This window comes from Polaribacter sp. 11A2H, from assembly GCF_011379025.1.
In the GTDB taxonomy this organism is placed as follows: Bacteria; Bacteroidota; Bacteroidia; order Flavobacteriales; family Flavobacteriaceae; genus Polaribacter.
The window spans coordinates 1-22,977 of sequence record NZ_WTLD01000004.1 but is presented as its reverse complement, the minus strand read 5'-3'; the positions used below and the strand labels follow the sequence as shown (position 1 = coordinate 22,977).

The 22,977-nt window shown below is 30.8% G+C and carries 17 protein-coding genes and 1 tRNA gene; 10 read left to right on the top strand and 8 right to left on the bottom strand.

All coding sequences use genetic code 11. The features are described 5' to 3' along the window. Window positions 1-178: 178 nt before the first annotated feature. The 6 genes from fsa to GQS58_RS06240 all read right to left on the bottom strand — a co-directional run bounded on the left by fsa (window position 179) and on the right by GQS58_RS06240 (window position 8,190). Entirely contained in the window at window positions 179-832 is a 654-nt protein-coding gene (gene fsa, locus GQS58_RS06265) for a fructose-6-phosphate aldolase (RefSeq protein ID WP_166383995.1), read from the bottom strand. Window positions 833-842: 10 nt separating this feature from the next. Continuing rightward, window positions 843-2,882: a transketolase family protein gene (locus GQS58_RS06260; protein ID WP_166383993.1), complete on the bottom strand. Its 2,040-nt coding sequence runs from the start codon at window positions 2,880-2,882 to the stop codon at window positions 843-845. A gap of 86 nt (window positions 2,883-2,968) precedes the next feature. Further along, the gene (gene xylE, locus GQS58_RS06255) at window positions 2,969-4,390 is read right to left on the bottom strand and encodes a D-xylose transporter XylE (RefSeq protein ID WP_205860401.1); all 1,422 of its coding nucleotides are present in this window, start codon (window positions 4,388-4,390) and stop codon (window positions 2,969-2,971) included. 98 nt (window positions 4,391-4,488) lie between these two features. Next, on the bottom strand, window positions 4,489-5,805 hold the full coding sequence (gene xylA / locus GQS58_RS06250) for a xylose isomerase (RefSeq protein ID WP_166383990.1): 1,317 nt from the start codon (window positions 5,803-5,805) through the stop codon (window positions 4,489-4,491). 97 nt (window positions 5,806-5,902) lie between these two features. Next, window positions 5,903-7,390, bottom strand: a complete 1,488-nt coding sequence (locus tag GQS58_RS06245) for a xylulokinase (RefSeq protein ID WP_166383988.1) — start codon at window positions 7,388-7,390, stop codon at window positions 5,903-5,905. A 728-nt stretch (window positions 7,391-8,118) separates the two neighbouring features. Continuing rightward, a tRNA-Gln gene (locus tag GQS58_RS06240) sits at window positions 8,119-8,190 on the bottom strand. Between the two features lie 169 nt (window positions 8,191-8,359). On the opposite strand from GQS58_RS06240, the gene GQS58_RS06235 reads away from it, so the two are divergent. Both GQS58_RS06235 and GQS58_RS06230 read left to right on the top strand, forming a co-directional pair. Then, window positions 8,360-11,437 carry a DUF2723 domain-containing protein gene (locus GQS58_RS06235; RefSeq protein WP_166383986.1) on the top strand — a complete coding sequence of 1,026 codons (3,078 nt, stop codon included), beginning with the start codon at window positions 8,360-8,362 and terminating at the stop codon, window positions 11,435-11,437. 10 nt (window positions 11,438-11,447) lie between these two features. Beyond that, window positions 11,448-12,146, top strand: a complete 699-nt coding sequence (locus GQS58_RS06230) for a polysaccharide deacetylase family protein (protein ID WP_205860400.1) — start codon at window positions 11,448-11,450, stop codon at window positions 12,144-12,146. Between the two features lie 288 nt (window positions 12,147-12,434). Here the strand turns inward: GQS58_RS06230 and GQS58_RS06225 are convergent, their stop codons facing one another. Then, a complete protein-coding gene (locus GQS58_RS06225) occupies window positions 12,435-12,728 on the bottom strand; it encodes a thioredoxin family protein (protein ID WP_166383984.1) in 294 nt (97 codons plus the stop codon). An 87-nt stretch (window positions 12,729-12,815) separates the two neighbouring features. After that, on the bottom strand, window positions 12,816-14,039 hold the full coding sequence (locus GQS58_RS06220) for a metallophosphoesterase (RefSeq protein ID WP_166383982.1): 1,224 nt from the start codon (window positions 14,037-14,039) through the stop codon (window positions 12,816-12,818). A gap of 164 nt (window positions 14,040-14,203) precedes the next feature. On the opposite strand from GQS58_RS06220, the gene polA reads away from it, so the two are divergent. The 8 genes from polA to GQS58_RS06180 all read left to right on the top strand — a co-directional run bounded on the left by polA (window position 14,204) and on the right by GQS58_RS06180 (window position 22,797). Then, window positions 14,204-17,059, top strand: coding sequence for a DNA polymerase I (polA, locus tag GQS58_RS06215; protein ID WP_166383980.1), 2,856 nt, complete (start codon window positions 14,204-14,206; stop codon window positions 17,057-17,059). Between the two features lie 56 nt (window positions 17,060-17,115). Continuing rightward, window positions 17,116-17,505, top strand: coding sequence for a hypothetical protein (locus GQS58_RS06210; protein WP_166383978.1), 390 nt, complete (start codon window positions 17,116-17,118; stop codon window positions 17,503-17,505). A gap of 138 nt (window positions 17,506-17,643) precedes the next feature. Next, window positions 17,644-18,801, top strand: a complete 1,158-nt coding sequence (locus tag GQS58_RS06205; protein WP_166383976.1) for a tyrosine-type recombinase/integrase — start codon at window positions 17,644-17,646, stop codon at window positions 18,799-18,801. Between the two features lie 112 nt (window positions 18,802-18,913). After that, window positions 18,914-19,924: a YhcG family protein gene (locus GQS58_RS06200; RefSeq protein WP_166383974.1), complete on the top strand. Its 1,011-nt coding sequence runs from the start codon at window positions 18,914-18,916 to the stop codon at window positions 19,922-19,924. 263 nt (window positions 19,925-20,187) lie between these two features. Continuing rightward, window positions 20,188-20,529 (top strand): hypothetical protein, encoded by a 342-nt coding sequence (locus GQS58_RS06195; RefSeq protein ID WP_166383972.1) that lies wholly within the window; start codon window positions 20,188-20,190, stop codon window positions 20,527-20,529. Window positions 20,530-20,692: 163 nt separating this feature from the next. Next, on the top strand, window positions 20,693-21,247 hold the full coding sequence (locus GQS58_RS06190; protein WP_166383970.1) for a hypothetical protein: 555 nt from the start codon (window positions 20,693-20,695) through the stop codon (window positions 21,245-21,247). Between the two features lie 168 nt (window positions 21,248-21,415). After that, a complete protein-coding gene (locus GQS58_RS06185; RefSeq protein WP_166383968.1) occupies window positions 21,416-22,375 on the top strand; it encodes a hypothetical protein in 960 nt (319 codons plus the stop codon). After that, entirely contained in the window at window positions 22,375-22,797 is a 423-nt protein-coding gene (locus GQS58_RS06180) for a hypothetical protein (RefSeq protein ID WP_166383966.1), read from the top strand. Before GQS58_RS06185 ends, GQS58_RS06180 begins: the two co-directional genes overlap by 1 nt. The last annotated feature ends 180 nt before the right edge of the window (window positions 22,798-22,977 follow it).

Here is a 22,977-nt window from a genome sequence, read left to right as displayed (position 1 = left end):
TTACATTTAAACTAAATTTATAGATAACAAAAAAAGTGCATGAAGTGTTATAGATTGTGCAAAATGTACAATTATCTTATAATTCATGAGATTAATTCTATAATTATTATTGCAAAAAAAAAGGTAAATTCTAAATAGAATTTACCTTTTTATCTTCTTCATAACAATAACCTCAATACTAATTCCCCTTCTTATAATCTTCTAAAAATTGTGCCAATCCACTATCTGTTAAAGGATGTTTTAACAATCCAGTAATAGAAGATAAAGGTCCAGTCATTACATCAGAACCTAATTTTGCACAATTAATAACATGCATTGTATTACGTACAGATGCTGCTAAAATTTGAGATTTAAATCCGTAGTTATCATAAATTAATCTCATTTCTGAAATTAAATTTAATCCATCTGTAGAAATATCATCTAATCTTCCTAAAAACGGAGAAACATAAGTAGCTCCTGCTTTAGCAGCTAATAATGCTTGTCCTGCAGAAAAAATAAGCGTCATATTTGTTTTAATTCCTTTATCAGAAAAATATTTACACGCCTTTACACCATCTGCTATCATTGGTAATTTTACAACAATTTGAGAGTGCAACGCTGCCAACTCTTCTCCTTGTTCAATCATTCCATCATAATCTGTAGCAATTACTTCTGCAGAAACATCTCCTTCTACAATGTCACAGATTTTTTTATAATGGTTTAAAATATTTGCTGCTCCTGTAATTCCTTCTTTTGCCATTAAAGATGGGTTAGTAGTTACACCATCTAAAACTCCTAAAGCTTCTGCTTCTGCAATATCATTAAGATTTGCTGTGTCAATAAAAAATTTCATACGTTTATTTTTATACTGTTTTTAAATATTCTAATACTTGTTGACTTACTTTTTCTCCTGTAAATCCAAATTTATCATCTAAGATGTTTGCCGGTGCTGAATACCCAAAATGATCTAACCCGAACACTTTACCTGCATCTCCAACCAAACCTTCTAAGTTTACTGGTAAACCTGCTGTTAAACCAAATAATGGTTTGTTTTTAGGTATTACACTTTGTTGATATTCTTTAGATTGTAATCTAAAAACTCCTTCAGAAATTACCGAAGCAATATTTACTTTCAATCCGTTTTTAGCTTCTAAAATTTCTGCTGCTGCTACTAAGGTTGCAACTTCAGAACCATTTGCAACTAATACTACATCAGGATTTTCTACTTCTTTTACCAAGTAACCACCTTTTTCAGCAGCTAATGCTTCTTGATATCTTGATGATGCTCCTTTGGTTGGTAAATCTTTAATTCCTTGTCTAGATAAAATTAAACCTGTTGGTGTGTTTTTATTTTCTAAAGCCATTTTCCATGCAACGCTTGTTTCTGCAGAATCTGCAGGACGTAAAGCCATGAAACTTGGGTTTCCACTATGGTTTTTTAATTTTTCTAACAATCTAATTTGTGCTTCTTGCTCTACTGGTTGATGCGTTGGTCCATCTTCTCCAACTCTAAAAGCATCATGCGTCCACACATATTTTACACCTAATTCTTGAATACCACTTAAACGAATCGCTGGTTTCATATAATCTGAAAACACAAAGAAAGTTGCTACTACAGGAATAATCCCTCCGTGTAATGCAATTCCGTTTGCAATACAAGACATCGTTAACTCTGCAACTCCTGCTTGTAAAAATGATCCAGAAAAATCACCTTTTTTAAGTGCGTGTGTTTTCTTTAAGAATCCGTCTGTTTTATCTGAATTCGATAAATCTGCAGAAGAAACAATCATGTTTTCTACCTTTTCTGCTAAATATCCTAATACTCCAGAAGAGGCTGCTCTTGATGCTAAACCTGCTTTATGCTCAATTCCTTCAAAGTCTAATTCTGGTAACTCTCCTGATAAAAAGAAATCTAATTTATCTGAAAGTTCTTTATTAGCATTTTTCCATGCAGAAATTTCTGTTTTCTTTTCAGCTGCTTTTGCTGTTTTTTCTTTTAATAAATTCTGATAAAATGCGCTAACATCTTCATAAATATCAAAAGGGCTTTCTGGGTTTGCATTTAAGTTTAATAGGGTTTTTGTGTAATCTGCACCAGAAGCTCCAATAGGCTGTCCATGTAATTCACATTCGCCTTCAAAAGTTTTATCATCTGCAGTAACACAACCTTTACCCATTATTGTTTTTCCAATAATAAGTGTTGGTTTTTCTGTTTCAGCATTTGCATCTTTTAATGCTTTTCTTATTTCATCATGGTTATGACCATCAATAGTTACCACATTCCAACCCCAAGCTTTGTACTTCATTTCTGTATCTTCAGAAGTAACTTCGTCTGTTGGTGTAGATAATTGAATATCATTAGAATCGTAGAACATAATAAAATTACTTAAGCCTAAATGACCTGCAATTCTACCTGCTCCTTGAGATATTTCTTCTTGCACGCCTCCATCAGAAATAAAACCATAAATTTTATGATCCATCCAATTTCCAAAACGAGCTTTTAAAAAGTTTGCTGCAATTGCTGCACCCACTCCCATAGTATGTCCTTGACCTAAAGGTCCTGATGTATTTTCGATTCCTCTTGCAACATCTACTTCTGGGTGACCTGGTGTAATTGAACCCCATTGTCTAAAGTTAGCAACATCATCTTTCTCATAGTTTCCTAAAAGATAATATTGTGCATACATTAAGGTTGATAAATGCCCCGCATCCATAAAGAAACGGTCTCTAAATGCCCAAGTCATATCTGAAGGATCAAAATTAAAGAATTCTGAATATAAGATGTGCATAAAATCTGCACCTCCCATAGGACCTCCTGGATGTCCTGAATTTGCTTTTTCTACCATGGCAACACATAATGCTCTAATATTATCTGCTGATTGTTGGTCTATTTTTTTGTTCATATTTACTATTTTTATAACACACCTCACAGAGAAACTGCTCCTCAACGAGATTCATTATTATTTTTTTTAATTTGATTTTTTTAAGATTACTTTTTCCAAAGTTTTTCCATCTCTTCTAAGGTTTTCCCTTTTGTTTCTGGAATGTATTTCATAATAAATAACATGGCTAAAACACTCATAATACCATATACCCAATAAGCGAAACCATGATTAAACAATCCTGTTAAATAAGAATTATCATTCATCATAGGGAATGTTAAAGACACTAAATAGTTAGAAATCCATTGTGCTCCAACAGCAATAGCTAAAGCTTTTCCTCTAATTTTATTTGGAAAAATCTCTGCTAATAAAACCCAAGTTACCGGTCCCCAACTCATTGCAAAACTTGCAACATATAACATCATACAAAACAATGCAAAATAGCCTGTTGCACCTAAATAAAATACAAAACCTAAACTTACCATAGCTACTGCCATACCTGCAGCTCCAATAATCATTAATGGTTTTCTACCGTATTTGTCTACTGTTTTTACTGCAACAATAGTAAATAAGAAGTTTACAACACCTACAATAATAGTCATTAACAAGGCACTATCTGTACCATCTGAAATTGTTTTAAAAATTTCTGGAGCGTAATACAATACTACGTTTATACCCACAAATTGTTGAAAAATAGAAAGTAAAACTCCAATGATAATTACTAGCCAACCAAAAGATAAAAGGTTTCCTGATGTTTTTTCATTCATAGAATCTTGTATTTCTGCAAAAACTCTATTACCTTCTTCTTTACCATTTACTTTAATTAAAACATCTAAAGCTTCTGTTGGTTTGTTTCGTAATACTAAAGATCTTGGTGTGTCTGGAACAAAAAATAAAAGCCCTAAAAATAAGCCCGCAGGTATTACTTCTGAAGCAAACATCCATCTCCAACCAACTTCATTTAACCAAGCATCAGAACCACCACCCCTAGAAATAAAATAGTTTACAAAATAAACTACCATAAAACCTCCAACAATGGCTAATTGATTAAAAGAAACCAATTTACCTCTACTTTTTGCAGGAGCAATTTCTGCGATGTATAACGGAGACAACATAGATGCTAAACCTACTCCAATACCTCCAATAATTCTATACACAATAAAAATTGTAGAATATGTATGATCTAATTCTCCTAAAGTTCCAATAAACATTTCTGGCATTGCAGAACCTAAAGCTGAAATTAAAAATAAAATAGCGGCTAAGATTAACCCTTTTTTTCTTCCTAGTTTTTTACTAACTAACCCTCCAAAGATTCCACCAATAATGCAACCAATTAATGCACTTGATACTAAAAATCCTTTAAAAGCACTTGCTGCTGTTTCTGATAATCCTTTTGGAATTACAAAAAAACTATCTAGAGATCCTACAGTTCCTGAAATTACACCGGTATCATAACCAAATAGTAAACCGCCTAAAGTGGCCACTAATGTTAATTTAATAAGATATCCTGAATTAGTTGATTTCACCATAGTTTTCTAGAAGTTAGTTTTTTTTAAGTCTTTTTTTTTAAAACTGAGTTTTAGTAAAAAACCTTTCATATTGTTAAATATGAAAGGTCTCTTTATTCTTATATATATTGATTGATAATATTCTCAAACAATTCTTGCTTACCACTTTGTAATGTTAATTCCCCATTTTCATGAGCAATGTTGTATAAATCTTTAAGATCTAATTTACCAGCTTCAAAGTCTTTTCCTTTTCCTGCATCAAAAGAATTATATCTTTTTTCTCTTAAAGAGTTGTAAGCAGAAGAAGTTAAAATTTTGTCTGCAGTTAATAATGCTCTAGCAAATGTATCTGCTCCACCAATATGTGCATGAAAAACATCATCCATATCTGTAGAGTTTCTTCTAATTTTTGCATCAAAATTAACTCCACCACCTTGTAAGCCTCCAGCTTCAATTAACACTAACATTGCTTCTGTAGCTTCTTGAATGTTGTTTGGAAATTGATCTGTATCCCAACCGTTTTGGTAATCTCCTCTGTTTGCATCAATACTTCCTAACATTCCTGCTTTAGCAGCAACTGCCATTTCGTGTTGCATTGTGTGTTGTGCTAACGTTGCATGGTTTACCTCAATATTCAATTTAAAATCTTGGTCTAAACCATACTCTTTTAAGAATCCAATTGCTGTTGCAGAATCAAAATCATATTGATGTTTTGTTGGCTCCATTGGTTTTGGCTCAATAAAGAAAGTTCCTTTAAAACCTTGTGCTCTTGCATAGTCTCTTGCTACGGTTAAGAATTGTCCCATGTGGTCAATTTCACGTCCCATATCTGTGTTTAATAAAGACATGTAACCTTCTCTTCCTCCCCAAAAAACGTAATTTTCTCCGCCTAATTTAATAGTTGCATCTAAAGCTAATTTTACTTGCCCACCTGCTCTTGCAAGTACGTTAAAATCTGGATTTGTAGCAGCACCATTCATATAACGTGGATTAGAAAAACAGTTTGCTGTTCCCCATAATAATTTTACGCCACTTTCTGCTTGCTTACCTTTAATGTAATCTGTAATAGTATCTAATCTTTTTTCTGATTCTGCAAAAGTTCCTGCTTCTTGCACTAAATCGTAATCATGAAAACAGAAATAATCGAAACCTATTTTATTGATAAATTCAAAAGCAGCATCTGCTTTGTCTTTTGCAGCTTGAATAGGGTCTGTAGATTGATCCCAAGGAAAGTTTTGTGTTCCTGGTCCAAAAGGGTCTCCTCCTTGCCCACAGAATGTATGCCAATATGCTATTGAAAACTTAAACCATTCACTCATTGTTTTTCCTGCAACCATTTGGTTTGGGTTGTAGTATTTAAATGCTAATGGATTGTCTGACTCTTTACCTTCGAATTGAATTTTGTTAATTCCTTTAAAATATTCCTTATTCGCCATCTTTAAATGTTATTTAATTGTTTATTCGTGTTATTATGTTATTCGGTTATGTTTGGTAAGCACTAACTTTTTAGGTAACGCCCAAAATTATATTTTTTTATTGATTTTTCAAAACGAGTTCTAATTCTTTTTTCCAATTTTTATAAGCCTCTAAATAAGGCTCTTTATCTTTAAAAGGCATAAAGGTCATTACATGATCATTGTCCATAATTATTTTTCCAAAAGACTCAAAATCACCTTTGTGTAAATTTGCAGCTCTTGCCGCTCCAATAGCTCCGGTTGTATTAAATATTTCTATTTCTTGCTCTATTAAAGTTGCTACCGTATTTGCAAATATATCTGAACGGAATAAATTATCATTTCCTGCTCTAATTACGCTTGGCTTAATTCCGTCTGACTTTAAAATCTCCATACCGTACACAAAAGAGAACGCAATACCCTCTAAAGCAGCTCTACACATGTGCCCTTTATGATGGTTATTTAAATTCATGTTTACAATACGAGTACCAATTTCTGTGTTATTTAGCATACGCTCTGCTCCATTACCAAAAGGAATTAAACAAACACCATCTGAACCTACAGGAATTTCTGAGGCCAAATTATTCATCTCTTCGTAAGAATCTACGGCTAAATTATTTAACAACCAACGGTACTGAATTCCTGCACCATTTATACACAACAATTTACCAATTCTTGCTGCTGCTCCTTTTTGATAATTTACGTGTGCAAAATTGTTTACTCTAGAGCTTTCTTTTGCAGATAAACTATCGGTAATAGCATATACCACTCCAGATGTTCCTCCTGTTGCACCAACTTCTCCTGGGTTAAATACATTTAAAGATAGCGCGTTGTTTGGTTGATCTCCTGCTCTATAATAAATTGGAGTTCCTGCTGCAAGACCACTTTCTAGTTCTCCTTTTTCATCTACTAAAGACTGAACACCAAATGTATCTACAATATCTGGTACTAAAGACTTGTCAATTCCATAATGTTCTAAAAGAAAATCTGCAATAGTATCATTCTTAAAGTCCCAAAAAATTCCTTCTGACAACCCTGAAATAGTGGTATTTATTTTGTTTGAAAATTTATAAGCAATATAATCTCCTGGCAACATAAATTTATGAACCTGATTATAAATATCTGGCTCATTATCTTTAACCCATTTTAATTTTGAAGCTGTAAAATTTGCTGGTGAATTTAATAAATGAGAAGCACATTTTTCTTCTCCAATTTCAGAAAAAGCGGTATTACCTGTTTCAACAGCTCTACTATCACACCAAATAATACTTTTACGAAGTGGATTTCCTTTTTTATCTACTAAAACCAAACCGTGCATTTGATACGAAATACCAATACCTTTAATTTGGGTTCTACTTATATTATATTCTTTTTTTAGCTTGGTAATTGCGTTGCAAATGTGCAGCCACCAATCGTTTGGTTTTTGCTCTGCCCAACCATTTTTTTGAGCAAACATGCCCATCTCTTCTTTAGGCTCTTGTACAACTCCTAAACTTTTTCCCGTTTCTACTTCTACCAAAGCCGCTTTTATAGAAGAACTCCCAATGTCTAATCCTAAATAATACAAACCTTCTTGTTTTAAGTTAAAAAAAATGGCCTAACACAGTGTATAAATCCTAAGCCTTTTATCAAGTAATAAAAATACTTTTAAACCCCATAAGTTAATAACAAAAAACGTGCATGATGTATTATAGAATATGCAAATTGCCCTATTAATAAAAAGAAAGCTTAGATTACCTCTTACAATAGATAGGAATTAGTTTAAAAACCCAAAAATACTAAACCAAATATTTACACAAACTTTAAAACCATAATATTTCAATTTTATTTGCAATGCGCTCTTATTTTAATCCTTCCAGTAAAATATTTTTAACTTTTCTGAGAAGGTGGTTTTGAACATGCAGGTATGTTACAGAAACTAATTGCTTGCTAAAATAAAAAAAAGATATTTAGAATTCTTCAATTACAAATTCTAAGCGATATCTGAATACTAAAAAATTATGCCTAGACCTAATTTTGGCAATACACAAACTTAAAATTCAATAGCAAATCACACTGCTAAAATTTTTGTAGCACTCAATAAAAATAAAAACTCTTTTTTACTGATTTTAAAACCTAAACCATGTGCTTTTTTAGCTTATTACGCTTTTAAAAACGAAAATTTAAACTTAAAAATGAAATCACTCTGGTTAGAGTTGAAAATAAAGAATCGTACAAACACAATAACAAGGATCAACACAAAAAACGTGTAAAAAAAGAAAACCCTTTTAATCAAATGATTAAAAGGGTTTGCAGTTGGCCTACAAGGACTCGAACCTTGAATGTCGGTACCAAAAACCGGTGTGTTACCAATTACACCATAGGCCAATACTCTAATGCGGGTGCAAATTTAAACCTTTATTTAGAACCTGCAAACATTTTTTAATTTTTTTTACATTTAACAAACATTTATGATGAAATTTCTCCTTTTAAAAGTGAGACTCAACTAATTTAATTCATATTTATTAGTAAATTCGCCACACATTATTAAACAACTATGACATCAGCAAAATTTAAAAAATGGAACATCATCTTAGGATGGGCTACATTTGTAATTGCTTTAATTACTTACTACCTTACACTAGAACCAACAGTAAGCGCTTGGGATTGTGGAGAATACATTTCTACATCCGTTAAATTAGAAGTTGGTCATCCGCCAGGAGCACCTTTATTTCAAATGTTAGGGGCATTTTTTGCCATGTTTACTTCAGATGTTACTCATATTGCTAAAATGGTAAACTTTATGTCTGCACTGGCAAGTGCTTTCACTATTTTATTTATGTTTTGGACAATTTCTAATTTAGCACTAAAACTTGCTTTAAAAACAAGTGAAGCTTCCGAAGGAAAATACATTGCAATTTTAGGAAGTTCAATAGTAGGTGCTTTAGCCTATACTTTTTCAGATAGTTTTTGGTTTAGTGCTGTAGAAGGAGAAGTATACGCAATGTCATCTTTTTTAATGGCTTTATTATTCTGGTTAGGTTTAAAGTGGGAAAGCGAACTACACACAGCTAGAGGAAACAAATGGTTAATTCTTATCAGTTTTGTGGTAGGGTTATCTTTTGGGGTACATATTCTTTCTTTATTAGTTATTCCTGCAATTGTAATGCTGTATTTCTTTAAGACGTATAAAAACATCAACATAAAAACAACTGCAATTGCAACCGTAATTTCTGTACTTGCTTTAATGTTTGTTTTTAAATTCTTATTTCCGTTTACATTAAAATTCTTTAGTGCTTCTGAGTTATTTTTTATAAATACCATAGGAATGCCTTATAACTCTGGAAGTATTATTGCAGCGATTATTTTAGTTGTTTTATTTTACCTAGGGTTAAAATATACTCGTAAGAAAAATAAAATTCATGCAAATACACTAGTTCTTTCTGTAATGTTTATTATGATAGGTTTTTCTTCTTGGATGATGTTACCAATTAGAGCAAACGCCAACACTACTATTAACGAGAACAACCCTTCTAGTGCACGTGAATTATTAGCATATTACGATCGTGAACAATATGGTGATGCAAATGTTTTTTACGACACTTATTACTCAAACTCTTACGACAGAGAACAAGATGCTAAGAACCCTTACAAGGATGATAAGCCAAAATATGAGAAATTAAATGGAAAATACGAGATTGTAAATAACTACGAAGGCGTTGTACCAAACTGGTCTGACAAACACAAAGGTTTTATACCAAGAATGGTAAACCCTGCTTCAGAAAAAATGTATAAATCTATTGCAGGTATTCCACAAAACAGTAAACGTAAACCTACATTTGCAGAGAATATGAAGTTTATGATGAGCTATCAGTTTGGCTATATGTACGGACGATATTTTATGTGGAATTTTGTTGGTAGACAAAACGATATTCAAGGAAACTTAGATGTTTTTAACGGAAACTGGATTAGCGGAATTAATACAATAGATGAAATGAGATTAGGTTCTCAAAAGAACTTACCTTCTCAGGTTTTAGAAAATAAAGGAAGAAATAAATACTACTTTTTACCGTTAATCTTAGGTATTATTGGTTTATTATATCAAATTAAATGGGATAAAGAAAATTTCTTTACACTCCTTTTATTCTTTGCCTTTACAGGGTTTGCTATAATTTTTTACACAAATCCAAAACCTTTTGAACCCAGAGAAAGAGATTATGCGGTTGTGGGTAGTTTTTACATTTTTGCTATCTGGATTGGCTTTGGTGTACTTGCACTATATGAATATCTAAAGAATTTTGGAAATAAAAAAACAATTGCAATAGCAGTTTCTTTAGTTTCCCTTTTAGCAGTGCCAACTTTAATGGCTGCTCAAAATTGGGATGATCATGATCGTTCTAACAGATATACAACGCACTTAAATGCACAAGCATATTTAGAAAGTTGTGATGAGAACGCAATTATGTTTACCATTGGAGATAATGATACCTTCCCGCTTTGGTATATGCAAGAAGTAGAAGGCATTAGAACAGATGTAAAATTAGTAAACACTTCTTTATTTGCGACTGCTTGGTATATAGACCAAATGAAACGAGCTACTTATAAAGCAGCTCCTATTCCGTCTCAATTAGAACACGATCAGTATAAATACGGAACTTTAGATGTTGCCTATTCTATGGATCATCCGCGTTTTAAAGATTCTATTATGACTATTAAAAACTTTATGCGTTGGATTGCTTCAGATAGTGATGCAACTTATGTAGAAACAGAAAATGGTCAGAAAGAAAAGTATTATCCTACTAATAAAATTAGAATTCCTGTTAACAAACAAAAAGTATTAGAAAACGGAATTGTAGCCCAAAAAGATGCTGATAAGATTCTGCCTTACATAGACATAACTATTGATGATAGAGCTTTATTTAAGAATAGAATTTTAATGTTAGATATTCTTGCCAATAACAATTGGGAAAGACCAATTTACTTTACAGGTGGTGCAAATGCCGCAGAAGAATACCTTTGGTTAAAAGATTACTTACAGTTAGATGGTTTGGCCTATAAATTAGTACCTATTAAAACTCCGATGGCTAAAAAGAGCCCACTTGATATGGGTAGAATTGACACCGAAAAGATGTACACCAATATTCAGAAATGGGATTGGAGAAACATTAACGACGGAAAAATTTATTTAGACGAACAAACCAAAAGAAATTCAATTTCTATGCGTAATAGCTTATTGCGTTTATCTGAAGCTTTTGAGAAAGAAGGAGATACCGCAAAAGCATTAGAACTCTTAGACTTGTCATTAGATAAAATGCCAATTGAAGACTTTGATCATTATAGCCTATCTATGGGGTACCCAGAGTCTTATTATAGATTAAGAGACACTAAAAAGGCAAGAGAAACAGCTAGAACATTGATAGACTTATTTAAAGAAAAATTAATTTGGTTAAGCACATTTTCTACAGAAGATACTCAATTAATTTTTGACGACATAGATACTACTCTTTACATGTACAGAAACATTATTACACAAACAGAAGAAGGCGAAGTTGATAAAGAATATTTAGAGGCATTACAAAATGAATTTATAAATATTGTAAAACTATTTGATCATCTAATTCCGGATGAAGAATAACACCTTTTAAATGAAAAGTTATTTCCCCAGAACGCCACGTTTTATTATGAGATTTTTCTCTAAATATACGTGGCGTTTTCTTTCTGATAAAAAAGAAATTTTTCTCACTTTTGATGACGGACCTACGCCTGAAATTACCCAATTTGTTTTAGCCGAATTAAAAAAATACCAAGCAAAAGCAACTTTTTTTTGTATTGGAAAAAACATACAAAATCACCCAGAAATTTTTAGTAAAATTATTACTGATGGACATAGCATTGGTAACCATACCCAAAACCATTTAAATGGTTGGAAAACTGGTAATACAACTTATATTGATAATGTTTTAGAATGCGAAAACAACCTGCAAGTTTTTAAGAACCGTGTACATTTAAATACCGCAGAAACATCTAAAGACACCTACAAGGTTATAGAAACCTTGCAGGATAAAGCAAAACTATTTAGACCCCCATACGGTAAGGTTAAAAAATTACAAGCACAAGAATTGATTAAAAAAGGCTACCAAATTATTATGTGGAGTGTTTTATCTGCAGATTTTGATACCTCTATTTCTAATGAAAAGTGTTTAGAGAATGTTTTAAAAAACACGGGATCAGGAAGTATTATTGTTTTTCATGATAGCGTAAAAGCAGCTGAAAGAATCAAATATGCCTTACCAAAAGTGTTGCAGCATTTTTCTGATAAAGGGTTTGTTTTTAAAGCAATATAAAAACGACCAAATGTCATTTCGAAATGAGCTTTTTAGCGGTTAAGAAATCTTATAACAGTAAGAATAGCAAAACTGAATGTAATCAATTTTGTTTGTAATTTTATGAAGAAATAATGCCTTGCTCTTCATAAATTAGAGATTGCTTCGTACCTCGCAATGACAAAAAGTTAACAAACAAATTCTAACCCTCATAGAACCTTTCTACAAGCTCAAGACAGGCTCATTGTTTGAGCTCTTTTTTAGAATAAAAAAGCGAGAAGTGGAAACAGGAAATAGCTTCTAAAAAAATTAAAGATATTTTAGTACTAAACCTACTAAAGTTTTTGAGTCTTGTAAACCTGCTTGACGCCATTTCATTTCGCCATTTTTATAAATCATAAAAGTTGAGCCTCCTTTAATGAGTAAAGCATCTGCAAGATTTTCGTTATTAGCAACATCTATCTTAATTACCTTTGCCTTGCTTCCTATAGCTGCAACAACATACCTTAAGGTACTTACTGCAGTGTCAGAATCATTTCTGTCTGTATAAAAGTTAATTAAAACAGGTTTTTCAGTATTTATTAACTCCCCAAATCTAGTCATAGTATAAGTTTTAAATGAGGGATAATCTGCAAACAATTTTTGTTACAAAGTGCAAAGATATAAAAAAGTTTTTAAACTAACTGATTATCAGGCTTTCTTCAATTCTATCACCGTAATTTCTGGCCAAATACCAACTCTACCCGGAAATGCATGGTATCCAAAACCTCTGTTTACATTAATAAATCTACCTGCTTCTTCATACAAACCTGCCCATTGTTTATAGACAAACTGAGAAGGACTCCATTTTAACCAACCCGGAATTTCTATACCCACCTGCAAGCCATGTGTATGCCCACTTAAGGTAAGTTGATAATTAAAAGGGTCTTCTTTTACTTTATGTTCCCAATGACTTGGATCGTGACTCATTAATATTTTAAAATCTTCTTTTTTAATGTTTACCGATGCTTTTTGTAAATCTCCCTTTTTCTGAAAACCACCTTTCCCCCAGTTTTCTACACCAACTAATGCAATTTTTTGCCCGTCTTTTTCTAAATATCTATTTTCATTACACAACAAATCGAATCCAATTTTTTTATGAATGTCTTTTACTTTTTGAAAGTTATCTATTTTGTCTTGTGGCTTATCCCAATCTATATAATCTCCATAATCGTGATTACCAAGAATAGAATACTTACCGTCTTTTGCTTCTAATTTATCAAAAACATCCATCCAATTATCCATTTCGTCCGATTTATTATTCACAATATCACCCGTAAATAGTATTACGTCCGATTTTTGTTGATTTATTAAATCTACACCATATTGTATTTTTTCTCTGTTTGTAAAACTCCCAGAATGAATATCTGAAATTTGAGTAATGGTATATCCATCGAAAGTATCTGGTAGATCTTTAAAACTTAATTGGTATTTTAAAACTTTGTAATTGTATTTCCCTTGAATAATTCCGTAGATAAATGCTGCAAATGGAATTGCTGCCAAACCTAAAGCAATTTGAGAAATAAACTTTCTTCTACCTGCAAGTTCATTTGTTTCTCCGTTTGAAACGGCAGAAAACAATTTTAAAACCCAGCGATATGCATCTTCACCAAACATTATTATTAAGATGACTAATTTTGGTATTAAGACCGTTAACATTATACCCATTGCCATTTGAAACTGTGGAGTTTGACCTTCAGTTCTATCGTAGGTAATTGATACATAAAAGAAATTTATATATGCTATTACACTTATTAAAACCCAAGAGTAACGAAAAATTTTATTTTTAGTAATTGTTTTTATTGCCTGAAAAGCATACACCTCTAACAACATAATAATGGCAAACAAAATAATTAGTCTAATTGCTATTTTCATAAAAGAAATTTTATTTTAAAAAATTTCGTCAAAGATAACAGTTATATTGTCGGTGGAATTTTAATAGGATGTTAAAGTTTTGTAGCTTTACTGCTGCTTATATAACCCCTTATTTTTCAGTTATTGTTATAAGAACTATTATTAAAATAGATTACAAAATAGATATGTCAGATCAAAAAAGAGTTTTTTTAGTGGATGCTTTTGCATTAATTTTTAGAGGATATTATGCTTTTATAAAAAACCCAAGAATTAATAGTAAAGGTTTAGATACCTCTGCTATTATGGGTTTTATGAATTCTCTTTTAGATGTTATAAAACGTGAAAGACCAGATCATTTAGCGGTTTGTTTTGACAAAGGCGGAAGTGTAGACAGGGTAGAAATGTTTGAAGCTTACAAAGCAAATAGAGATGAAACTCCGGAAGCTATTAAGTTAGCGGTTCCATATATTCAAGAAATTTTAAAAGCCATGCACATACCAATAATGGTAAAAGCTGGTTTTGAGGCAGATGATGTTATTGGAACTTTAGCTAAACAAGCAGAAAAAGAAGGTTACAAAACATATATGGTAACGCCAGATAAAGATTTTGCACAACTAGTTTCTGAAAATATTTTTATGTACAAACCTCGTTTTGGTGGTGGTTACGATATTTGGGGAGTTGATGAAGTAAAAGAAAAATTTGGTGTAGAAAACCCAGAGCAAGTCATCGATTTTTTAGGAATGATGGGAGATTCTGCAGATAATATTCCAGGGTTACCTGGTGTTGGAGAAAAAACTGCCAAAAAGTTTTTAGCAACTTATGGTTCTATGGAAAATCTTTTAGCCAATACACATGAGCTAAAAGGAAAAATGAAAGAGAAAATTGAAGCTAACGGAGAATTAGGTATACTTTCTAAACAATTGGCAACAATTATGTTAGATGTTCCTGTAACTTTTAATGCAAAAGATTTTGAATTAGATCAGCCAGATAAAGACAAGGTAACGGAACTTTTTAACGAGTTAGAGTTTAGAAATTTATTAACTAATTTCTTACGAACTTTTGCCGTTGAAAATGCAGAAAAAGCAAATTCTGTAGAAGATAATAAAAACACAACGGACTCAAGTCCGTTGCAAAGCAAAAAAGCAGCTCCACTTCCTGAAGGTCAGTTTGATTTATTTGCGGCACCAGGAACTGGATCTGTTTCTGAAGAAGCAATTGCATCTGGTTTTAAAACAATTAAAGATACGAGTCATTTTTATCAACATATAGATGCTCCTTTTGCTAGAAAATTATTATTAAAAAAATTAATGGAGCAAACTTCTGTTTGTTTTGATACTGAAACTACAGGTTTAAGAGCCTTGGAAGTGGAGTTAATTGGTATTGCTTTTTCTTATGAAATTGGTAAAGGATATTATGTTTCTTTTCCGGAAGATCAAGAAGAAACCAAAGCAATTTTAGAAGAGTTTCGTCCATTTTTTACATCCGAAGGAATTGAAAAAATTGGGCATAATTTAAAGTATGATATTAAGGTGTTGTCTAATTATGAAATGCCTGTAAAAGGTAAATTATTCGATACCATGATTGCGCATTATTTGATTAATCCAGATATGCGTCATAATATGGATATGTTGGCAGAAACGTATTTAAATTACCAACCAGTTTCTATTGTAGATTTAATTGGTAAAAAAGGAAAAAATCAACTTTCTATGCGTGTTGTTCCTATTGCAGATCAAACAGAATATGCAGTTGAAGATGCAGATATTACATTTCAATTAAAACAACTTTTTACAAGCGAATTAGAAAGCGGAAATGTTTCTAGTCTTTTTAATGATATAGAATTGCCGTTGGTTTCTGTTTTAACTGCCATGGAAATTGAGGGAATTAACATCAATATCGATTTCTTAAAAGAATTATCTGTCGCCTTAACAGATGACATCAATAGACTTGAAAAAAATATTTATGAGCAAGCAGGCGAAGAATTTAATATTGCATCGCCAAAACAATTAGGTATTGTATTGTTTGAAAACATGAAGTTGGTAGATAAACCTAAAAAGACAAAAACGGGTCAGTATAAAACAGGTGAAGATATTTTATCCTTCTTAGCAAAAGACCATAAAATTATTAGAGATATTCAAGAATATCGTCAGTATAAAAAATTACAAAGCACGTATGTAGATGCGCTGCCAAATGAAGTGAATCCTAAAACAGGAAGAATTCATACGGAATACATGCAAGCAGTTGCTGCTACGGGAAGATTGAGTTCTAACAACCCGAATTTACAAAATATCCCTATTAGAACAGAACGTGGTAAAGAAGTTAGAAAATCTTTTATACCAAGAGATGAAAATTACGTTTTATTAGCTGCAGATTATTCTCAAATAGAATTAAGAATTATTGCTGCTTTAAGTGAAGAAGAAAACATGATGGAAGCTTTTAAAAACGGTGAAGATATTCATGCTTCTACCGCTGCAAAAGTTTTTAATGTTCCTTTAGATGAAGTTACGCGTGAACAACGTAGTAATGCAAAAACAGTTAATTTTGGAATTGTATATGGTGTTTCTGCCTTCGGATTAAGTAATCAAACAGATTTGTCTAGAAGTGATGCAAAAGAGCTAATTGATACGTATTACGAAACGTATCCGAAGTTAAAAGCATATATGTCTGCACAGGTAGATTTTGCTAGAGAACATGGTTATGTAGAAACGGTTTTAAACAGACGTAGGTATTTAAAAGACATCAATTCTAGAAATGCTATGGTTAGAAGTGGCGCAGAAAGAAATGCTGTAAATGCTCCTATTCAAGGTTCTGCTGCAGATATTATAAAATTAGCGATGATTAACATTCATAACCGTTTTGAGAAGGAAGGTTTTAAATCTAAAATGTTATTGCAAGTACATGATGAATTGGTTTTTGACGCGCATAAAGACGAGTTAGAAATTATTAGACCTATTATAAAATACGAAATGGAAAATGCTTTTAAAATGAGCGTTCCTTTAGATGTTGAAGTTGGAATTGGAGAAAACTGGTTACAAGCGCATTAGATTTTAAAAATTATAGACACCAAGTATTAAAGCTAAAAACAAGTTTACCACAAGAAATGGAATTAGATTATATTGAAAACATAGATGGTCACGATCAGAATATTGTCCGTTTATACAATTTTGACAAAGCAGAAGCAATCCTTTTTAGAGAACTAATTGTAGATACAGTTATCAATAAAAAGCAAAAATTAAATCTGGCAGCTGTAGATTTTATAACACCACGTAATTGTAATTTAATTTTTGGATTATTTAAAACTGATGAAGGAATATTGACAGAAGATAATGAGACTTTTTTCTGTATTTTAACTTTAGAAGGGTTTACAAATATGGCAAGACTTTTAGAGCCTTTTTGTAGAAAAGAATCTAAAGGATATGAGTATTTATATGAAATTGACAACCCTACAGATTTATTATTTTGCCCAACTGCTACTTTTGATGAGGAATAAATAATTTATAAATTTCTAACACTTTTAAATGGTTCTTTTGCTTCCTAAAATTCAGTTTCACTATAATTGATTGAAAATAAACAAGTTGATACTGTTTTTTTTCATTATATTTAGAGTGCTATAAACTGAAAAAGAATTTTGGAAAAACTACCAACTATTTATCTGGAACAAAAGAATCATAGAAAGGAAGATCATCTTTTGGTTAGATTTACCTATGATAAAAAGTTAGTTACTCTTGTTAAGTCTATTAAAGATACTTATTGGAGTCAAAATTTAACCGCTTGGTATTTAAAAAACACACCAGAAAATTTAAAGAAAATCACCACTCTTTTTAAAGGTATTACTGAAGTTGATACTTCTAAAATAAATAAAAAAATCCTTTTTAAAAGAGACTTAACTGAAAGTGAGAAAAAACTATTAAACACCTTTTATCTTTTTTTAAAAGGGAAAAGGTATAGTAAAAGCACCATACAGACTTATACTTTTTTTATTGCTGATTTTGTAAATTTCCACACAAAAATTCCTTTAGATGAACTTACCAATAGAAGTGTTGAACTTTTTATTGAAAAAGTTTTTATAGAACGAGATTATTCAATTAGCTCTCAAAGACAGTTTATAAGTGCCTTAAAGATTTTTATTATTTTTTGTCCACAAACCAAAATTAATGATCTTGTATTAGAAAGACCTAAGAAATCTAGAAAGTTACCTAGTGTTTTATCACAAGAGGAAGTTTTAGAGATAATAAGGTGTACACAAAACTTAAAACACCGAGCAATTTTAGCATTAATTTATTCTTGCGGATTACGAATTAGTGAACTTACAAATTTAGAATTGGTAGATTTTCATATTGAAAGAAAACAACTGATAGTAAAAAATGGAAAAGGTAGAAAAGACAGATACGTTAGTTTAGCAGATAGTTTTTTACCTCTATTATCTAATTATTACTATTCTTACAAACCAAAGATCTATTTTGTAGAAGGACAAAACGGAGGAAAATATAGCACAGAAAGTGTGCGACAATTTTTAAGAAAAAGTTGTGCGAGAGCTAGAATCAAAAAGACAGTAACTCCTCATACTTTAAGACATAGTTATGCAACTCATTTATTAGAAAATGGTGTTGACATTAGGTATATTCAATCTTTGTTGGGACATGCAAAACCAGAAACTACGATGATCTATACACATGTAAGAAGAAAGGATTTAATGGAAATTCAGAACCCTTTGGACATTGCTTTACAGAAATTAAATAAGTCCGATAAAGACAAGGGAAATGTTTTATTATCCCGGGATATTTAAGTAAAAATCAATACATTTGATTTAATATAAGCCGTTACCCAACATAAAAAACGAACTTCAGAAAAATCAATCAAATTTTAATATTATCTTTGAATTGTAGAAAATCAAAATAATGTTGACAGACGAATCTAATTACGAAAACATACTTGAAGACTTAATTTCAATAGTAGAAAAGACCAAAACTCAAGTTACTATTCAAGCAAATAGTTCTTTAACTATTATGTTTTGGCAAATTGGAAAACGAATTCAATCCGATATTTTAGAAAATAATAGAGCTGAATATGGAAAACAGATTCTCGTTTCATTGTCACGAGAATTGACTTTAAATTTTGGAGAAAGTTTTAAAGAAAAGAATGTTAGGAGAATGGTTCAATTTTATGAACAATTCCCTAATTCTGAAAATGTCGTTACACTGTCACGACATTTATCTTGGTCACATTTTCTGGTATTAATTCCTCTAAAAACAGAAGAACAACGTGAATTCTATTCAAAAATAGTTTTTGAGAATTTAATCAGTGTTAGAGAATTAAGAAAACAAATTTCTAAAAAAGTTTACGAAAGAACTGAAAATGCAGATATTCAAATTCAGGAAAGTAATATCATAGAAAAAGGAGTTTTTAAAGACCCATATTTGCTGGACTTTCTTGATTTAAAAAGCGACTTTTTAGAAAATGATTTGGAAAATGCAATTCTTAAAGAACTTGAATTATTTCTTTTAGAATTAGGAAATGGATTTACATTTGTTGAGCGACAGAAAAGAATGATAATTGACGGAGATGACCATTATTTAGACTTGCTTTTCTACAACAGAAAGCTACAAAGATTAGTAGCAATTGAATTGAAAATTGACAAATTTAAAGCCAAATACAAAGGACAAATGGAATTGTACTTAAAATGGTTAGAAAAACACGAAAAACAAAAAGACGAGAAATCACCAATAGGAATAATTTTATGTTCAGAAGCAAGTAAAGAACATATTGAATTATTACAAACGCATAAAGATGGAATTATGGTCGCTGAATACTTGACAGAAGTTTTGCCTAAAAAACAGTTAGAAAAAAGGTTACATCAAGCTATTTTAAATGCAAAGGAACGAATTGAAAGTAAGAAGTTAAGGGAATAATTACGTTGGGTAACACCGTATAAACTTTATTGCTAGTAATCGCTTACTTACGAAAGTCCTCGCGGACTTTCTTTGTCAGTAATTATTTAGTAAATTTACTGCTTAACGACGCAACAAAGCTTATACAACAACGTTGGCAGCAAGTCAAAAAAACCTCACGCACTAATCAAAATTTAATTATGAAATTTTTACTTTATATTCTTCTAACTTATTCGGTAAATAGTTATTCACAAAAGACAAAAATCGCGAATTTATCATTCAACTTGAACAATGAAATTATAAGTAAAAATAATCGAAAAATAATTGAGAAAAACGGAAATACGACTTTCTATTTTAATGGAAATTATTTTGAGTATAATAAAAACTCTGAATTAATAAACGTGGAAAAAAATGAAATTGAAAATTTAATTATAAACTCTCTTTCTGAAATAATTATTTATAGGAACAAATTAATAGATGAAAACATAAAGAAATCTGAAAAAAATGGAAAACTAAAGATTTTAGAAAATTCTGAGGTATATAAACAGGTTTATATTTATGAAAGAAAAAATGATTCTATTTTAAAATATCCTGTAATATGGTTAGAGGTTATTGAATGCCAATAATGTTGAAAGAAAAAACCTGCTGCCAACACCGTATAAACTTTATTGCTGGTTTTGGCTCACTTGGGAAATTCCTCCGGAATTTCGCCGTTCGTGTTTTATTTAGTAAATTCACTGCTTAATCAACGCAACAAAGCTTATACAACAACGTTACCCAACATAGAAAATGAAACTCAAAACATCAATAATAATTTCAATTATTTCTTCTTTAGGAATATATTTATTGTTTTCGAATTCCGATGTTAGGAATATTAATAACTTCAACTTATTACTGAATATTTCTGCCATTTTAATAGTAATTGGAATTATCGGATTTATTATTTATTTAATAGCTAAAGAAAGTAGGAAAATTAAAAATATTACTATTGGATTGGTTTTTATTTCATTAGTAATAAATTCTTACGTTGGATTTTATAAATATCAAATGAATAAAACGAATAAAATTCTTTCTGAATATTATGAATTAAAAACTTGTAAAGAAATGGAAACTCGATTTGCAAGTGACTTAAAAAAAGGAGAAATAAAGTATTTCTTTTTCGGAATTGGTTATGATACAGAATTGGCAAAAATATTAGACGATAAATATAAAATTGAAACTTTCGGAATGGGTTGTATCATTCAATCTGAAATGATTTGTTATAATGAATTAGTAGATAAATTCCTGAAAGAAAAATATAACAACTCAATAAATGGAATTTATAAAGAAATAAGAATTGAATAAAAAACGTTGGGTAACACCGTATAAACTTTATTGCTGGTTTTAGCTCACTTGGGAAATTCCTCCGGAATTTCGCCGTTCGTGTTTTATTTACTAAATTCACTCCTTAAACAACGCAACAAAGCTTATACATCAACGTTAGCCATAATTAAAAAAAACATACAGTATAGAATGAAATACTACGCAATAGTAAATAGAATAAAGGATGAACATAAATCTGGAATATATGGCAGAAAAAAATTAAACGAAGCTCAATTAAAGGAATTAAACAAACAGCTTAAACGCGATACAATTCTTGATATTGCTATTTATAGTATTCCGATAATTGGGCTTCCTACTTTAATAGGAAAAAAGGTTTATGAGAAATTTATAAAAAATAAAAATAAAGGAAAAATAGTTTTTCAAAAATCAATAAAATCAGAAAACAAAACTATTATTATTCCTAATACAGGACTTAAAAATGATTACGATTTAGAAGATGAATATTCATATGGGCTTTTAGACGAATTGCCTTCTAAAAATAAATCCTTTGAAATTTTAATGAAATCAAAAGGAGGTGCAACTTTACATATATTAGAACGAGATGATATGCCTAAAAGCCTTTTTCACTTTGGAGGAAAATTAGGTAAATTTAATGAAGGTATTTACATAGCACATCCAAAAGATGAAAGTCAATTAATCCCTTTAAATAATTCAAATAGTTTAATACAATCTTTAATTTTAGAAGAGACGATTAGAGCTTACGAAGCACTTGGTGCTAAAAGCATTAAAATACACGACCTCACCACAATTAATGCAGATGCTGGTGGAAAAAAAGGTAAAGTTGAAGCTAATGCTACATCAAAGTACACAAAAGAAATATTAAGAGAAAAAACATTTGGTAAAGGAATATTTGACCCAGAAAGAGCTAAAAAAGATAAACTATTAATATTTGATATTCCAGCTGTAAAATCTACTATAGAGGCTCGTATTGAAGGAAATCAATTAACTGAAAAGTACACTGAAGATATAAACTTGAGCATCGGTCTTGATATTAATGTTTTAGAATTATTCAAAGCTAACAGTAATTTTAATTATCAAAGGAAATGGAGTTTTGATGTAGAATTTTACGATAAAAGTGAATTAACATAATGGAATATCGTCGAGATGTTTTTGAGAAAGGATTCTCTGAAATAAAAAAAATATTATACAAAGAAACTAATAATTATCACACTGATACTTATACTGGAAAATCATTAATTCCAGGAGGAACTTGGGATTTTGAACATATAATTTCAGCTAAAGAATTTAGTGGTTTAAATAACATTGAGAAAATCGACTACGAAATTCAATCTAAAATTTTGAATAATCGTAAGAATATTGGATTTACAGAACGTTCAATTAATAAGTCTAAAAGTAAATATGATTTAATGGAATGGCTGAATAGAAAGTCAAATGGAAGAAATATAGACAATTCAGAGTTTTATTTAATTAATAAAGTTAAAGCTGAAAAATTGAGAACAAAAACCTTGAATTTTTTACAGTCGGAAATAGATAAACATTGCAAAAAATAACTATGGCTAACACCGTATATAATTTATTGCTGGCTTCTCGCTTACTTACGAAAGTCCTCGCGGACTTTCTTGGTCGGTAATTATTTACTAAATTAGTTACTTAAAACACGCAACAAACCATATACAACAACGTTATGCACAAGCTGAAAAAAAAATCCTGCGAACCTACAAAATGAGTGA

Bases quoted from the DNA above. Each gene is read 5' to 3' on its own strand.
- fsa (WP_166383995.1), bottom strand. From the start codon at position 832: ATGAAATTTTTTATTGACACAGCAAATCTTAATGATATTGCAGAAGCA.
- GQS58_RS06260 (WP_166383993.1), bottom strand. From the start codon at position 2,882: ATGAACAAAAAAATAGACCAACAATCAGCAGATAATATTAGAGCATTA.
- xylE (WP_205860401.1), bottom strand. From the start codon at position 4,390: ATGGTGAAATCAACTAATTCAGGATATCTTATTAAATTAACATTAGTG.
- xylA (WP_166383990.1), bottom strand. From the start codon at position 5,805: ATGGCGAATAAGGAATATTTTAAAGGAATTAACAAAATTCAATTCGAA.
- GQS58_RS06235 (WP_166383986.1), top strand. From the start codon at position 8,360: ATGACATCAGCAAAATTTAAAAAATGGAACATCATCTTAGGATGGGCT.
- GQS58_RS06230 (WP_205860400.1), top strand. From the start codon at position 11,448: ATGAAAAGTTATTTCCCCAGAACGCCACGTTTTATTATGAGATTTTTC.
- GQS58_RS06225 (WP_166383984.1), bottom strand. From the start codon at position 12,728: ATGACTAGATTTGGGGAGTTAATAAATACTGAAAAACCTGTTTTAATT.
- GQS58_RS06220 (WP_166383982.1), bottom strand. From the start codon at position 14,039: ATGAAAATAGCAATTAGACTAATTATTTTGTTTGCCATTATTATGTTG.
- polA (WP_166383980.1), top strand. From the start codon at position 14,204: ATGTCAGATCAAAAAAGAGTTTTTTTAGTGGATGCTTTTGCATTAATT.
- GQS58_RS06210 (WP_166383978.1), top strand. From the start codon at position 17,116: ATGGAATTAGATTATATTGAAAACATAGATGGTCACGATCAGAATATT.
- GQS58_RS06200 (WP_166383974.1), top strand. From the start codon at position 18,914: ATGTTGACAGACGAATCTAATTACGAAAACATACTTGAAGACTTAATT.
- GQS58_RS06190 (WP_166383970.1), top strand. From the start codon at position 20,693: ATGAAACTCAAAACATCAATAATAATTTCAATTATTTCTTCTTTAGGA.
- GQS58_RS06185 (WP_166383968.1), top strand. From the start codon at position 21,416: ATGAAATACTACGCAATAGTAAATAGAATAAAGGATGAACATAAATCT.
- GQS58_RS06180 (WP_166383966.1), top strand. From the start codon at position 22,375: ATGGAATATCGTCGAGATGTTTTTGAGAAAGGATTCTCTGAAATAAAA.